This is a genomic window from Streptomyces sediminimaris (assembly GCF_047049295.1).
Taxonomy (GTDB): domain Bacteria; phylum Actinomycetota; class Actinomycetes; order Streptomycetales; family Streptomycetaceae; genus Streptomyces; species Streptomyces sediminimaris.
On record NZ_JBJWOT010000001.1, the window covers coordinates 1,886,769 to 1,901,164 of the forward strand.

The following is a 14,396-nucleotide window of genomic DNA, read 5'->3' on the forward strand; positions in this document are numbered from 1 at the left end:
AGCCGACGTTACGACGCAGTGTCCCGCACGTCCAGTGCCCCGGGGCTACACGGAGACGCGGGAGTCCGCCATCTCCCTCGGCGCGGGCAGTTCCACCGCGGGTGCCGTCTCGCCGCACTGCATGGTCCGCGGCAGGCGCAGCGCCATGGCCGCGCCCAGGAGCAGCAGGCCGACGCTCACCAGCAGGGTGACGTGCAGCCCGTGCACGAAGGAGTCCCGGGCGGCCCGGCGCAGTGCCGCTCCGGCCGGCCCGCCCAGACGCCCGGCGACCTGGTACGCCTCCCCCAGCGAGTGGCCCGCCGCGGCCGAGGCGGCCGAGGGGACACCGGGCACGGACGACAGCCCCGGCTTGTACGCCGCGTTCATCACGCTGCCCAGCAGCGCTATGCCGATCCCTGCTCCCAGCTGGTACGACGTCTCCCCGACGGCCGCGGCACCGCCGGAGCGGTCCGGCGGCGCCTCGCTCAGCATCGACTCGTAGGCGCCGAAGAGCGTGGTCTCCAGGCCGAAGCCGAGCACCAGGAAGGCGGAGACCAGCAGGCCCGGGTCGTCCGTGCCGCCCATCGCCGTCAGCAGCAGTACCGACACGGCCGTCAGGCAGAAGCCGAGGCACACCATCCGGCGCGGCCCGAAGCGCCGCAGCATCCGCGCCCCCGCGAGCCCCGCGGCCATCGCGGCGAACGTCAGCGGCAGCAGCCGCAGCCCCGTCTGCAGCGGCGACAGCCCCAGCACCAGCTGCAGGTACTGCGCCGCGATCAGCTCCAGTCCGACCAGGGCGAGCATGGCCAGGACGATGCAGCCCACGGACGTGCTGAAGGCGGGCCGGGCGAACATGCGGAGGTCCACGAGCGGATGCGCGCGGTGCCGCTGCCGCCGCACGAAGAGGACCAGCAGCCCCGCGCCGAGGACGAGCGGCACCGCGGTGAGGACGCCGAGTTCACCGGCGCCCAGCCGCTTCACCCCGAAGACCACGCCGAAGAGGCCGGCCGCGGCCGTCAGCGCGCCGACCACGTCCCAGGGACCGTCGCCGGTGCCCCGCGACTCGGGCAGCAGGAGCCGTCCCACCGGGAGGCTGACCAGCATCAGCGGGATGTTGACGAGGAAGACCGAGCCCCACCAGAAGTGCTCCAGCAGGAAGCCGCCGAGCAGCGGGCCGACGGCCGCACCGACCGCGGCGACCGCGCTCCAGACACCGATCGCCAGGGCCCGCTCACGCCGGTCGGGGAAGACCTGGCGGAGGATCGAGAGCGTCGCGGGCATGATCATCGCGCCACCGACGCCGAGCAGCGCCCGCGCGAGGATCAGGACCTGCGGGTCGTGGGCGAGCGCCGCGAGGCCGGAGGCGAGGCCGAAGAGGCCGTAGCCGAGAAGGAGGATGCGTCTGCGGCCGACGCGGTCACCGAGCGTGCCGAAGAGGATCAGCAGCGAGGCGCAGACGAGGGGGTAGACGTCGACGATCCAGAGCAGTTCTATCGCGCCGGGCCTGAGGTCCTCGGTGACGGCGGGCACCGCCACGTGCAGCACGGTCGCGTCGACCGCGACCAGCAGCAGGCTCACGCAGAGGACGACGAGGACGACCCAGCGGTTGGCACCGGCCCCGGCCGCCCGACGGCGCAGCGCGGCGGCGGCCGTGGTCGTCCCGGACATGTACGTACCTCCCAGATGTTCCCTCGCGTTCGGCGGGGCACACGGGGTGGGGACTCCCCGTGACTCGGCCGGAGGGAGCGGTGGTCTCCGGCCCGCGCAACGAAGGCGAGTGACACGCCAGCGTACGCGAGTCCGCGCCGCGGTCACGTGGCGGACCTCTCAGAGTCCGCACCGATCCGTGTGGCATGCACCACTTTCCCTTCCCCTTCGTCCACGCCCCGCCCGGTTCGCCGGTTCCGGCGGGCGCCGATAATCGGGCCCGTGACCGATCTCGCGACGCGTACCGCGCCGCCCCGCGGCGGGGCCCTGCGCCGTGCCGCCCCGGCCCTCCTCGGGTACGCGGCCGTGCGCGCCCTGGGCCTGGTGGTGCTGGCGGTGTGGAGCGGCGCGCACGGCAAGAGCGCCCACACCCTGCTGACCGCCCGCTGGGACGCGCTGTGGTACACCCGGGTCGCCGGTCTCGGCTACGGCTACGAGGTGCGGCTGCCCAACGGCGACGTGCACTCGGACCTGGCCTTCTTCCCCCTGCTGCCCTGGCTCGAGCGGCTGCTGCACGCGGTGACGCCCCTGTCGTACGCGGACGCCGGCTTCGCCGTCAGCCTGCTCGCCTCGCTCGCGGCGGCCTGGGGGATCTTCGCGGTCGCGGACCGGGTCCACGGCCGCGGGGACCGGGAAAGGGGCGAGGCGTGCCTCCGGGCGGGTGACGGCGGGCGCCGGGTGGGCGTCTGCGCCGTGCTGCTGTGGGCCGTGCTGCCCGTCGGGATCGTGGAGTCGATGGCGTACAGCGAGTCGCTGTTCACCGCGCTCGCCGCCTGGTCGCTGTACGCGGTCCTGACCGGCCGCTGGCCGGCCGCGGGCGCCCTGGCCGCGCTGGCGGGGCTGACCCGGCCGGTCGGGCTCGCCGTCGCCGCCGCCGTGTGGGCCGCCGGCATCGCCTCGTTCGGGCGAGAGCGGAGCACGGCGGACCCGGGCGCCGCCCACGCGGGCGAACACGCCCCCGCGCCGTCGGCGCACAGCCCCTCGGGGCGCGACCCCGCATCCGAGGGCGCGCCGGGCACGGCGTACGCCCCCGGCACGGCCCGCCGCGCCCTGGCCCTGTTCGTGGCTCCACTGGGCGCCGCGGGCTACGTCCTGTGGGTCGGCCACCACACCGGCAGGGGCCCGCTGGGCTATCTGGACGTCCAGGCGGGCTGGCGCAACGGCTTCGACGGCGGCGCCGCCTTCGCCCGCTTCGTCGCCGGCGAGCTCACCTCGTTCCCCTCGGTCCTCGCGGGCCTCGGCACGATCGCCGGGGTCGGCCTGGTGATCGGGGCGTACGCCGTCTGCGTACGCCGGCGCCAGCCGCTCCCGCTGCTCGTGTACGCGGGTGTCGTCACCGCACTGGCCCTGTGCGCGTCGAGTTATTTCGGCTCGAAACCGCGCCTGCTGCTGCCGGCCTTCCCGCTGCTGCTGCCCCTCGCGGTGCCCTTGGCCCGGCTGCGCACGTCGAGGTCGGCGCTGGTGGTGTGCGGTGTCGCCGCGGCATCGGCCGTGTACGGAGCGTTCTGGCTCAACGGCTCCGGTCCGCCATGATCGGCTTCCCGGGCCCCGTGAGCGCCCGGGGAAATCCGCCCCAGCATTCGGTGAACGAATTCATAAGTCCCATAAAACTGATTCGCGGAATGATCAAAGGAATTGAAGGAGGCCGGCCCCCGGCATTGCGGATTCGTTGGAAATAAAGCCACCACTGAGAGGAATCCCACATCACATCGTCATCACAAAGCCGCTGATTCGCCGGAGAACTGAGCTCACTCGCTGTAACGTCGATTGGGTGCGTACCGAACGAAACCTCACCCGTCTGGACCGGGTGTTCGCCAGACTGGACCGGGAGCCGGAACGACCGGCCCTGATCGATGTGCCGAGGATGAGCAGACACCGGGTCGCGCTGCTGACCGGGACGCTGGCGTTCTACCTGGCGATCGTGTGGGCCGTGGTGACCACCTCCTGGCTGGTCCGGCTGGACTGGCAGGTCATGTTCTTCCGGCCGTACCAGCAGTGGTCGCATATCCACTGGTTCGTCGACTACTACGTGGTGCTGGGCCAGCGCGGCCCCACCGCGGTGATGGTCGCGGCCTGGCTGGGCTGGCGTTCCTGGCGGCAGCACACGCTGCGTCCGCTGCTGACGCTGGGCACCGCGCTGCTGCTGCTGAACGTCACGGTCGGCGCCGCCAAGATCGGCATGGGCCGCCTGGGACCGCACTACGCGACCATGATCGGTTCGAACGAGATGGGCCTCGGCGGCGATATATTTCCGAGCGGTCACACCGCGAACGCCGTGGTGACCTGGGGCATCCTGGCCTACCTGGCCTCCACCCCGAGAGCCCGCCGCTGGCTGTCCGCGCTGTCCGCGCTCACCGCGCTGGGCGTCGGGATGGCCACGGTCTACCTCGGCACGCACTGGCTGAGCGACGTGCTCCTCGGCTGGGCCGCCGGCCTGCTGATCCTGCTGGCCCTGCCCTGGTGCGAGCCGCTGATCGCCCGCGCCGAGGTCTGGATCCTCGACCTGCGCGACCGCTGGCGCGCCCGCGGCACCGCCCCGGCCCCGGCGCCGGCCCCGGTCGGCTCTCCGGCGCTGCTCCAGCCGCGTACGACCGCGCCGCCGCAGGACGAGGCTCCCGTGCGCGGGTCGTCGTCGGCCCGCCCGGCCCGGCCGCCGGCCTATCTGGCCCCCGGCCCGCACACGGCCCGTTCGGAGCGCACACCGGTCACCCCGGCGGGCAGCCGCCGCCCGCCGCACTCGGACCGCGTCCCGCGGGGCGCCACGACCTCCACGGCCCGCCCGCTCACGGGCGGCTGACGCCACCGGCGGGGGAAGCGGTACGCACACCCACCTCCGCACGGCGAAGGCCCCGGTCTCCTCCAGGAGCCGGGGCCCTCGCCCTGTGTCAGCCCTTCCAGGCCCGCACCACGCGGTCGTCGCGCACCTCGAAGTTCAGCCGGCCCACGCGGTACTCCATCGTGATGATCGCCCCCGGTGGCAGCGAGCGCACCGTGGACCATCCGCGTTCCCGCGCGCGCCGCTCGGCGCCGGCCGCGTCGAGGCCGACGTACCCGTCCGGATCGTCGTGGGGTTCCGCCTGCGGAGTGGGAATCGGTGCCATGCCGCCACGCTAGGCCCTGTCCGGCGGACAGGGAAGCGGGGCCGTCCCGCGGGCCCCGCTTCCCCCTCCGGTCACACTTCTGTCACAGCGCCGCGACGTGCGTTTGGGCGTGGCCGCGTCACACGTACGGGCGATTCCGTAGGCCTTCCGTAGGCCTTCCGTAGGCAATCGAACGTAATTGCCCGCGTGTCGCGGCCTCTCTTCGAATACCACGTCGGAAAGTGCCCGGAGAACCGCCCCGGACTTCTTTCCCGGCCGAATCCGGACAGCCCCGCAGCAGCTGGCGCCGCATGGAAAATACACGGTTTCAGCACAGAACCCTCGCACACCCCCTGTCGGAGCGTGCGGGGTCGCGAGCATCATGGCCTGAGCTCGCGACCGGGCGCGCGGGCTTCGGCGGACCCAGGACGCGACGAGCGAAGGGGCGAGCGAGCGATGGGGACCGAGACCGTGCGGGCGGCGGAGCGACCCGCACAGACCAGCGGGCGCGGGCAGGTGGTCGTCGACTGGCTGACCACCACCGACCACAAGAAGATCGGGCACCTCTACCTGATCACCTCGTTCGCCTTCTTCCTGATCGGCGGGGTGATGGCGCTGCTGATGCGCGCCGAGCTGGCCCGGCCGGGGCTGCAGATCGTGAGCGCCTACCAGTTCAACGAGCTGTTCACGATGCACGGCACGGTGATGCTGCTGCTGTTCGCGACCCCGATGTTCGCGGGCTTCGCCAACGAGCTGATGCCCCTGCAGATCGGCGCCCCCGACGTCGCCTTCCCGCGCCTGAACATGCTGTCGTACTGGTTCTTCCTGTTCGGCGGCCTGATCGTGCTCGGTTCGCTGCTCGTGCCCGGCGGCCCCGCCGCCTTCGGCTGGTTCGCCTACGCGCCGCTCAACAGCGAGGCGCACTCACCGGGCATCGGGCCCGATCTGTGGATCATGGGGCTGGCCCTGGCCGGCTTCGGCACGATCCTCGGCGCGGTCAACTTCATCACCACCATCATCGGGATGCGCTGCCCCGGGATGACGATGTTCCGGATGTCGATCTTCACCTGGAACACGCTCTTCACGTCCATCCTGATCCTGATGGCGTTCCCCGTGCTCGCGGCGGCGCTGCTCTGCCTGGAGGCCGACCGGCGGTTCGGGGCGCACGTCTTCGACGCGGCCAACGGCGGGGCGCTGCTGTGGCAGCACCTCTTCTGGTTCTTCGGCCACCCCGAGGTGTACATCATCGCGCTGCCGTTCTTCGGCGTCATCACGGAGATCATCCCGGTCTTCAGCCGCAAGCCGGTCTTCGGGTACCTGACGCTGGTCGGGGCGACGATGTCGATCACCGGTCTGTCGGTGGTGGTGTGGGCGCACCACATGTTCGTCACCGGTGCGGTGCTGCTGCCGTTCTTCTCGTTCATGAGCTTCCTGATCGCCGTCCCGACGGGGGTGAAGTTCTTCAACTGGACCGGGACGATGCTGAAGGGCTCGCTGTCCTTCGAGACGCCGATGCTGTGGGCGGCGGGCTTCCTGGTGACGTTCCTCTTCGGCGGTCTGACCGGGGTGATCCTCGCGTCGCCGCCGCTGGACTTCCACGTCTCGGACTCGTACTTCGTGGTGGCCCACTTCCACTACGTCGTCTTCGGCACGGTCGTCTTCGCGATCTTCGGCGGCTTCTACTTCTGGTGGCCCAAGTTCACCGGCAGGATGCTGGACGAGCGGCTGGGCAAGCTCCACTTCTGGACGCTGTTCGTCGGCTTCCACACCACGTTCCTGGTGCAGCACTGGCTGGGCGCGGAGGGCATGCCGCGCCGGTACGCCGACTACCTCGCGGCGGACGGGTTCACCGCCCTCAACACCGTGTCGACGATCGGTTCGTTCCTGCTGGGCCTGTCGACGCTGCCGTTCCTCTACAACGTCTGGAAGACCGCCAAGTACGGCGAGCGGGTCGAGGTCGACGACCCCTGGGGCTACGGCCGCTCCCTGGAGTGGGCGACCTCCTGCCCACCGCCGCGGCACAACTTCAACGCCCTGCCGAGGGTCCGCTCCGAGTCCCCGGCGTTCGACCTGCACCACCCCGAGTACGCCGCGACTCCCGAGGAGCCCCTCGGCGCGGAGCGCCGGAAAGCGGGCCCCGGCCCCGGGGCGCCCTGATCACCCTGATCACCTCGGCCGGCTCCGGCAGACCGGACCCGCAGCCCGTCAGCTGCTCCCGGCCGCCGCGGTGACCGACACCGACAGGTCGTTGTCGCGCGTGTAGCAGGGCCCGGCCTCCAGCGGGCCGTGCGGCGTGTCCACGCGCACGCGCGGGCGGACGAGGGACGCCTTGTCGGCCACGTCGTCGAGCAGCCGCGCGACCCGCACCGCCGGTCCGGCCTCGCCCGCGGGCCGCAGCCACAGGTCCCACACGCCCGGTTCCAGGGCCGCGTAGACCACCGTGAAGCGGAACCCGGCGCGGCCGGCGAGGACTTCGGCCCGCCGCACCGGGGCGGACGCGTGCCGGCCACGGATCTCGGCGTGGGCCCGCGGTCCGAGTCCGGTGCCGTACACCCGCCCCGGCACCGTCAGCACACCGGGCCCGGCGAGCGGTTCGTCCGCCTCGGCGTGCGGGGCGCGGACCCAGCTGCGCACGACGAGACCGCCCTCGCACGACGGGGGCTCCCCCGCCCGGGCGGCATCGGCGGTGCGGGCGTAGGGGATGCGGACGGCGACCTGGCCGCGGAAACCGCTGGGGGTGCGCGCGGCGAGCGAGCGCAGGTCGGTGGCCCCCAGGCGCAGGCGGCGCGGCTCGCCGGCGCCCACCCGCGCGTAGGCGTCCCAGCGGCCCTCGGCGAGGGCGACGCTGCTGGGCAGCGCGGCGCGCAGCCGGCCGTCCGCGGCCGGGGCCAGCGGCAGGCACACCTCCTCGTGACCGCCGCGCAGGCGCAGCAGCATGAACGCGCCCGCGGCCCCTCCCGCGGCGGGGACGTCGAAGGTCAGCCCGCCCGCGGAGTCGGCGACGCAGTCGGCGCGCAGCGGTGTGGACCGCGGAGCCAGCGTCCTCATCCGGTCAAGATCCTTCCTCGGCCTGAAATCCTTCCTCGGCCTGTGCTACCCGGTCAGACAGGCGACCGGGCGCTTTGGTTGCGTCCGGTGCCCCCGGATCTACGGCTGGTAGGGCAGTTGGGGCACGTCGAAACAGGTGCTGTTCATGTCGCCCTGGGACACCCATCCCCTGCCGTCCCGCCAGCGGGCCACCGAGAGGCAGGTCCTGCGGTGCTTCGGCGGCTCGGCCAGCCGCTCGAACTCGACCGGGAGCAGCAGGCCGTCCGCGGTGTAGCGGTCGCTGCGGTTCATGAAGGCGTCGACGCACGCGCGCGTGATGCCCTCGCGCGCGCACGACCGGGCCGCGTCCGTGAACCACATGCCGGCCGCCCAGCCCTCCAGCTGCCACTGGGAATGCGTCTTCAGGCCCTTGGTGGCGTCCCGGAAGCGCCGTACGGCGGCGTTGCCCGTGTCCTCGTAGTTGCGGCTGGCGCCGGTCGCCCACAGGGCGTTGCGGCAGCGCGGGGAGTCCTTGTAGTCCTCGGGGACGGTGGACGTCCAGTTCTGCACGTTGGTGACCTTGGCGATCACCCGGGCGCCGACCTGGTCCATCGCCTTGCACAGCTGTGCGTTGCCGTGGGTGTCGATGGCGTCGAAGACCAGGTCGGCGCCCTGCTGCTTCAAGTCCGCCGCCGCGGCACGGAAGTTGGGCAGCGCGAAGTCGACCTCCTCGGTGACCACCTTGTAGCCCTCGGTCCGCAGGCCCTGCTCGACCAGGCGGGCGTAGGCGGCGGAGGAGGCCTGGTTGTACGACACCACGGCCGCCGTGCGGGCGCCCTTCTCGCGCTTGAAGTAGCGGTAGACCTCGGTGCCGCCGTAGAGCTTCCCGTCCCAGCCGGGGGTGCCGTCGCGGGGTGCGAGGCTGCCGTAGATGCCGTACAGGTGGGGCCAGGTGTCGTAGGCGGCGCCGATGGGCTGGCCGCCGATGTCGGGCACGCGTGCCCGGGAGACGCGGGGGGCGCCCGCGTAGTCCAGGGCGGTGGTGGCGACCAGGGCGACCACCTTGTCCTCGTCGACGAGCCGGTGCACGCAGGTGTTGTTGCCGACGCCGCTGCCGCCGTCGTCGCACTCGTGCACCTCGACCGGGTGCCCGTCGATGCCCCCGTGCGCGTTCAGCCGGTCGAACCAGGCCTTGGCGCCGTCGCGCGGGCCCGTGAAGGCGTTGCCCCCGACCGGGCTGGTGGCGCTCGTGACGATGCCGACGCGCACCGGTGCGGCGCCGCTCGGCGCGGGCGCGTCCGTGCGCCCGCCGTGCTCGAAGTCGCTCTCCGGCAGCCTGCTGCCGCAGGCCGTGCCCACGAGGAGCAGCAGCACCGCGGCGGCGGTCTCAGCAGCCGGGGAGCGCCGACGCCGAGGCATTTCCGCTCATGCCGACCAGTGCGCAGAGGGTGTTGACGGAGACCTTCCAGGTGCCGTTCTGCTCGACGGCCGTCCCGGAGGCGTTCGGCAGCGCGGTGGCGCCCTTCAGGGTCAGGTCGTACGTCACGTTCGCCCGGGTCGGCGAGGTGAACTCGACCTTCGTCACCGTGGCCTGCACCTCCCCGCCGCGCTGGTCGCCGCCGAAGGCCCGCATGACCGGGCCCATCCTGTCGCCGTTCTCCAGGACCGCCTGCTTGTCCCGGGTGGAGGTGGCCGGGTCGAAGAACGTCTTCCAGTTCTGCCGGATCTCCTTGGTGGCGGCCGCCGGATCGGCCGGTGCCGCCGCCGGGGCGCTCGTGGTCTTCTGCACCGAGGGAGTGGGCGGCGCGCTCGCGCTGCCGCCGCTGTCGTCGCCGCACGCCGCGAGGGCCGGGGTGAGGACGAGCACGAGGGCGGCCAGTGCCGCCGTGCCACGGCCCGCCACCCGTGGGCCGCGGCCCCTCTCCCCGTTCCCCCGCCTGAGGTCGCTCCCGAGAACCATCTGGCTCACCACCGGGTGTCGGTCCGGGCAACGTGCGCCCGGTGCTTTCAGGGTCGGCTTCCAGAGGGCATAGTGCAAGTCCATTGGCTTACATGGAATACCTCCAGACACATGCACCGGAACGCGACGTGTGGGAGCCAGCGATGCGGACAGGCCGACTGCGCGGTGTGCACCCCGTCCTGTGGGCCGGCTGGGCCGCGCTCGCCGTGGGCGCGGTGCTGTGCGTCATCGGCTGGTACGGCGTCTCCGGCGAGCGGTACGTCGGGCGCCAGCTGCCCTACCTCGCCTCCTGCACGGTCCCCGGCGCGGCGCTGATCGTGGCCGGTGCGGTGCTGCTCACCCACGGGCGCAACGCGCTGGCCGCGTCGCGCGTCGAGGAGCTCTACGGCCTGCTGGTGACCGCCGGCTCCGCCGACGCCGAGGAGTCCGGACCGGCGGGGGCCGCCCTGCCCCTCGCGGTGAGCGGGGACCTGCTGATGGTGCCGGGCGGCACGCTCTGGCACCGCGCGGACTGCCCGCTGGTCGCCGGGAAGGCGGAGGCCGTACCGGTGGACACGAAACTGATCGCGGGCGGCGAGCTCGGCCCGTGCCCGATCTGCGAGCCCACCGGCGACACCGACTGATGTCCTCACTGACGTACGACCTGACGCTGGCCGGCCTCTCCGTCGGCAGCGCGGCCGCGCTCACCGGAATCGGCCTGATCGTGACGTACCGCGCGACCGGCGTGCTCAACTTCGCGCACGGCGCGATCGCGATGGTGTGCGCGTACGCGCTGCGGCAGTGCGTGGTCGAGTGGGGCTGGCCGCTGTGGCCCGCGGCCACGGTGACGCTGGTGTTGCTGGCGCCGGGGATCGGCGTGGTGCTGGAACGGTTCGTCTTCCGGCCGCTGGCGGTCCTGGGCGGCGATCCGGCGCAGACCCTGGTCGCCTCCATCGGCGTCTTCGTGCTGCTGGTCGGGGGCGCCGCGGTGCTGTGGGGGCAGGGCGCCCGGGACGACGCGCCGGAACTGGTGTCGGCCGACCCGTGGGGGCAGCTGGGCGTGGCGCTCGCGCTGGCCGCGGGGGTCGGGGCGGTGATCCGCTGGACACGGTTCGGCACGGAGCTCAGGGCCGTGGTCGACGACCGGCGGCTCGCGGTGCTCGGCGGGATCGACGCGGACCGGGTGGCGGCCGCGGGCTGGGCGTTCGGCTCGTTCACGGCGGGCCTGACGGGCGTGCTGCTGGCGCCGTACGTCCGCCTCGACCCCTACGGGCTGCCGCTGCTCGTCATGGAGGTCGTCGCGGTCGCGGTGGCGGCGCGGATGCGCAGCCTGCCGGTGGCCGTCGTCGCCGCCCTGGGCACCGGGATCGCGCAGAGCCAGCTGACGCGCCTGCACCCCCCGGGCTGGGGCGAGCCCCTGCTGCAGGCGGTGGGAGCGAACCTGTTCGTGGTGGCCCTGCTGGTCGCGGCCCTGGCGCTGCCCCGTGTCGGCACCCGCGACGCCCTGCCGCGCACGGCCTCCGCGCGCGTGCCGACGCCGCACGGCGCGTGGATAGTGGCGGTGGTCCTCTTCCTGCTGCCGCTGGGTTTCGCCGGGAACGACCTGCACACGTCCGTCCAGGTGCCGGCGCTGGGCGTGGTCCTGCTCTCCCTGGTGGTGGTCACCGGCCGCGGCGGGCAGATCTCGCTGGGACAGGCCGCGTACGCGGGTCTGGGCGCCCTGTTCACGGCGCTGCTCGCGGCGGGCCGCTTCCCGGGCCTGCCCCGGCTGCCCGAACTGGCCGCGCTCGCGGCGGCGGTGGCCCTGGTCGCTCCCCTCGGTCTGCTGACCGGCTGGCCGGCGATCGGCCGCCGGGGCCTCGCCCTCGCGCTCGCCACCTTCGCCGTCGGCGTCGGCGTGAGCCGCTTCGTCTTCGCCCAGCCGTACGCCACCTCCGGACTCGCGCTGGACCGCCCGGCCGGCTTCGACGGGGACCGCGCCTACTACGTCCTGGAACTGGCCCTGCTGGCGGCGGCGTCGCTGGCCACGCGGGCGCTGCGCCGGGGCCGCACGGGGCGGGCCCTGGCCGCCATGCGGGACCACGAGGCGGGCGCCTCGGCGGCGGGCGTCCAGGTCCCCTCGCTCAAACTCCTGGCCTTCGTCTCGGGCGCCGCGCTGGCCGCCCTGGGCGGCGGGATGCTCGGCATGGGCGTACGCGCCTTCGACCCGGCCGCCTACGACCCCGTCCGCGGCCTCCTCTGGTTCGCCGCGGTGGTGGTCCTGGGCGCCGACAGCACCCTGGGCGCCCTGCTCGCGGCGGCCTTGCTGGTGGGCCTGGACGCGGGCGCGCGGGGCGGTGTGGCGGCGGCCCTGATCGGCGTACTGGCGGTCCTGGTCGGCCGTTTCCCGGGGGGCCCGTACGAGGCGCTGCGGACGGCGGCGGAACGCCTGCGCCCGCGCGGAAGCGCGCGGCTGACGCCGGCGGGGCTGCGCGCCCGCGGCCGGCTGCGGCCCGCCGCCGCCCGGCTCCCGCAGGGGCCGCCCGTGCCGGACGACGAGGGCAGAGCGGGGGGCACCGGCCCTACCGGCCGTACCGATGGTGCGGACGCTGCCCATGGTGCCGGTGGGGGCACGGGCCGGGCCGAGGGCCGGGTGCGTCCCCGCGCGTCCGCGCCCGTGCTCACCGCCCGCGCCCTGCGTGCCCGCTACGGCACCTTCACCGCCCTGGACGGCGTGGACCTGGACGTCGTCCCCGGCCGGGTCACGGCGATCGTGGGCCCCAACGGCGCGGGGAAGAGCACCCTGTTCGACTGCCTGGCGGGCACCCTGCGCCCCGCCCACGGCCGGGTGGTCCTCGCCGGACGCGACATCACCCGCTTCCCGGCGCACGCCCGCACCCGCCTGGGCATCGCCCGCACCTTCCAGCAACTGGCCGTCTTCCCCTCGCTGACCGTCGCCGAGAACGTCCGCGTGGGCGCCGAGCAGGGCCGGCTGCGCGACCCGGGAGCCGTGGAACGGGCGCTGCGGCTGCTGGCCCTCGACGGACCGCTGCGGTCACTGACCGCCGCCGAGCTGCCCACCGGCACCCTGCGCCGCGTCGAACTCGCCCGGGCCGTCGCCGGCGGCCCCCGCGTGCTGCTCCTCGACGAACCCGCGGCGGGTCTCGACAGCGCCGAGGTCACCGCCCTGGCCCGGGTCCTGAAGGCCCTCGCGGCCGACGGCACCGCCCTCCTCGTGGTCGAGCACGACCTCGACCTGGTCGCCGACCTCGCGGACGTCGTGCTCGTGATGGCGGCGGGCCGCGTCATCGCCTCGGGCCCGCCCGGGCACGTGCTCGACGCCCTGGGCACCACGGGAGCGGTCACATGACGGCCCTCTCGCTGCGGCACGCGCGCGTGCGCTACGGCCCCCTGGAGGCCCTGCACGGCGTCACCCTCGCCGCTCCCGGCCCCGGCCTCACCGTCCTGCTGGGCCGCAACGGCTCCGGCCGTACGACGGCTCTGCGCGCTCTGGCCGGAACGGTGGCGCTGTCCGGCGGCGCCGTGGTCTGGGACGGCGTCGACGTGAGCCGGATGCCGGCCTTCGAACGGGCCCGCCGCGGGCTGTGCCTGATCCCCGAGCGGCAGGCGGTGTTCGGTTCCCTGACGGTGCGCGAGAACCTGGAGCTGACCGCCCGCGACCACACCGCCGCCCTGGACGCCTATCCGCAGCTGGCGCCGCTGCTGCCCCGCCGCGCCGGCACCCTCTCCGGCGGCGAGCAGCGCATGCTCGCCCTCTCCCGCGCACTGCTGGCACGCGCACACGTGGTGCTCGTCGACGAGCCCGCCCAGGGAATGTCGCCCGCGGTCGCCGCCCGCACCTACGAGCTGCTGGGTGCCCTCGGCGCGTGTGTCGTCGTCGCGGAGCAGCGGCTGCCGCCCGGGCTGCGGGACCGCCCGGGGGTGCTGGTGTACGAGTTGCGCCGCGGCTCGGTCGTGTTCAGCGGAGAGGCGGCCGAGCGGGAGCGTCGGTGAGGGGCGGGCCGAACTCCGCGCGAACCCGGTGCGGCTCCCCGCCGCCGTCCGGGTCCTCCGGGACGACCGTGGGTGCGCCGGTGTCCACGTGGCCGGGGCCGGGGCCGTCGCCGGGCATGCCGTCGCCGGACCGGTAGAGCCCGGGCAGGCCGCCGTGCACGCCCAGCAGTTCCACGATCGACGCCAGTGTCCGGCCGGGTCGCGCCGTGAGCACGCGTCCCTCCAGCCGGTACCGCGCGGCGCAGACGGGCCAGGAGCCCCAGCCCTGACGGGCCAGCACCTTCTTGGCGACGGTGATCTGCTCCTCGCGCGAGGCGAGGTCCGCGCGCGAGGCGAACTTCAGGCCGCCGAACGCCTTCCAGGTGGACTGCGAGAACTGCAGTCCACCGTAGTAGCCGTTGCCGGTGTTGGCGTGCCAGCGCCGGCCGCTCTCGCACTCGGCGAGGCAGCCCCAGGGCCAGTGGTCCTTGGCGCAGCCGCCGGCCGCGCGCGCGGGAAGCGTGCGCTGCTTGACGGGGGCGGGCGCGGCCTGGGCGGCGGCGGGGGTCAGGAGGCAGGAGAGGGCGGCGGCCAGGGCGAGCGCGAGCGGCATGCCGGACGTATGGGGCGTGCGGCACCTGCGGGGCGTGCGGTGCCCGCGGGGCGAGCCGTACCTGTGCGTGCGCAACATC

The 14,396-nt window shown here is 74.1% G+C and carries 12 protein-coding genes; 6 read left to right on the top strand and 6 right to left on the bottom strand.

Annotated elements, in window-relative coordinates:
- Positions 1–45 precede the first annotated feature (45 nt).
- On the bottom strand, positions 46–1,647 hold the full coding sequence (locus tag ACJ9NR_RS08775; protein WP_412491669.1) for an MFS transporter: 1,602 nt from the start codon (positions 1,645–1,647) through the stop codon (positions 46–48).
- Between the two features lie 261 nt (positions 1,648–1,908).
- Between ACJ9NR_RS08775 and ACJ9NR_RS08780 the strand changes: the two genes are divergently transcribed.
- Positions 1,909–3,219 (top strand): hypothetical protein, encoded by a 1,311-nt coding sequence (locus ACJ9NR_RS08780; protein ID WP_412491670.1) that lies wholly within the window; start codon positions 1,909–1,911, stop codon positions 3,217–3,219.
- A 238-nt stretch (positions 3,220–3,457) separates the two neighbouring features.
- On the top strand, positions 3,458–4,483 hold the full coding sequence (locus ACJ9NR_RS08785) for a phosphatase PAP2 family protein (protein WP_412491671.1): 1,026 nt from the start codon (positions 3,458–3,460) through the stop codon (positions 4,481–4,483).
- An 88-nt stretch (positions 4,484–4,571) separates the two neighbouring features.
- On the opposite strand, the gene ACJ9NR_RS08790 is transcribed toward ACJ9NR_RS08785, so the two are convergent.
- Positions 4,572–4,787, bottom strand: a complete 216-nt coding sequence (locus ACJ9NR_RS08790; RefSeq protein WP_412491672.1) for an I78 family peptidase inhibitor — start codon at positions 4,785–4,787, stop codon at positions 4,572–4,574.
- Positions 4,788–5,222: 435 nt separating this feature from the next.
- On the opposite strand from ACJ9NR_RS08790, the gene ctaD reads away from it, so the two are divergent.
- On the top strand, positions 5,223–6,923 hold the full coding sequence (gene ctaD, locus ACJ9NR_RS08795) for an aa3-type cytochrome oxidase subunit I (RefSeq protein ID WP_412491673.1): 1,701 nt from the start codon (positions 5,223–5,225) through the stop codon (positions 6,921–6,923).
- Positions 6,924–6,971: 48 nt separating this feature from the next.
- Here the strand turns inward: ctaD and ACJ9NR_RS08800 are convergent, their stop codons facing one another.
- From ACJ9NR_RS08800 to ACJ9NR_RS08810, 3 genes are all read right to left on the bottom strand, one after another.
- Entirely contained in the window at positions 6,972–7,814 is an 843-nt protein-coding gene (locus ACJ9NR_RS08800) for a hypothetical protein (RefSeq protein WP_412491674.1), read from the bottom strand.
- A gap of 99 nt (positions 7,815–7,913) precedes the next feature.
- A complete protein-coding gene (locus tag ACJ9NR_RS08805) occupies positions 7,914–9,212 on the bottom strand; it encodes an ABC transporter substrate-binding protein (protein ID WP_412491675.1) in 1,299 nt (432 codons plus the stop codon).
- Positions 9,181–9,753 (bottom strand): MTB12 C-terminal domain-containing protein, encoded by a 573-nt coding sequence (locus tag ACJ9NR_RS08810; RefSeq protein ID WP_412491676.1) that lies wholly within the window; start codon positions 9,751–9,753, stop codon positions 9,181–9,183. Before ACJ9NR_RS08810 ends, ACJ9NR_RS08805 begins: the two co-directional genes overlap by 32 nt.
- Positions 9,754–9,896: 143 nt before the next feature.
- On the opposite strand from ACJ9NR_RS08810, the gene ACJ9NR_RS08815 reads away from it, so the two are divergent.
- From ACJ9NR_RS08815 to ACJ9NR_RS08825, 3 genes are read left to right on the top strand one after another with little or no spacing between them, the layout of a single operon-like run.
- Positions 9,897–10,376 carry a hypothetical protein gene (locus ACJ9NR_RS08815; RefSeq protein WP_412491677.1) on the top strand — a complete coding sequence of 160 codons (480 nt, stop codon included), beginning with the start codon at positions 9,897–9,899 and terminating at the stop codon, positions 10,374–10,376.
- Positions 10,376–13,081: an ABC transporter permease subunit gene (locus ACJ9NR_RS08820; RefSeq protein ID WP_412491678.1), complete on the top strand. Its 2,706-nt coding sequence runs from the start codon at positions 10,376–10,378 to the stop codon at positions 13,079–13,081. The genes ACJ9NR_RS08815 and ACJ9NR_RS08820 overlap by 1 nt, the downstream gene beginning before the upstream one ends.
- Positions 13,078–13,725 carry an ATP-binding cassette domain-containing protein gene (locus ACJ9NR_RS08825; protein ID WP_412491679.1) on the top strand — a complete coding sequence of 216 codons (648 nt, stop codon included), beginning with the start codon at positions 13,078–13,080 and terminating at the stop codon, positions 13,723–13,725. The genes ACJ9NR_RS08820 and ACJ9NR_RS08825 overlap by 4 nt, the downstream gene beginning before the upstream one ends.
- On the opposite strand, the gene ACJ9NR_RS08830 is transcribed toward ACJ9NR_RS08825, so the two are convergent.
- Positions 13,691–14,395 (bottom strand): transglycosylase family protein, encoded by a 705-nt coding sequence (locus ACJ9NR_RS08830; protein WP_412491680.1) that lies wholly within the window; start codon positions 14,393–14,395, stop codon positions 13,691–13,693. The two genes, ACJ9NR_RS08825 and ACJ9NR_RS08830, sit on opposite strands and share 35 nt — an antisense overlap.
- Position 14,396: the final 1 nt, after the last annotated feature.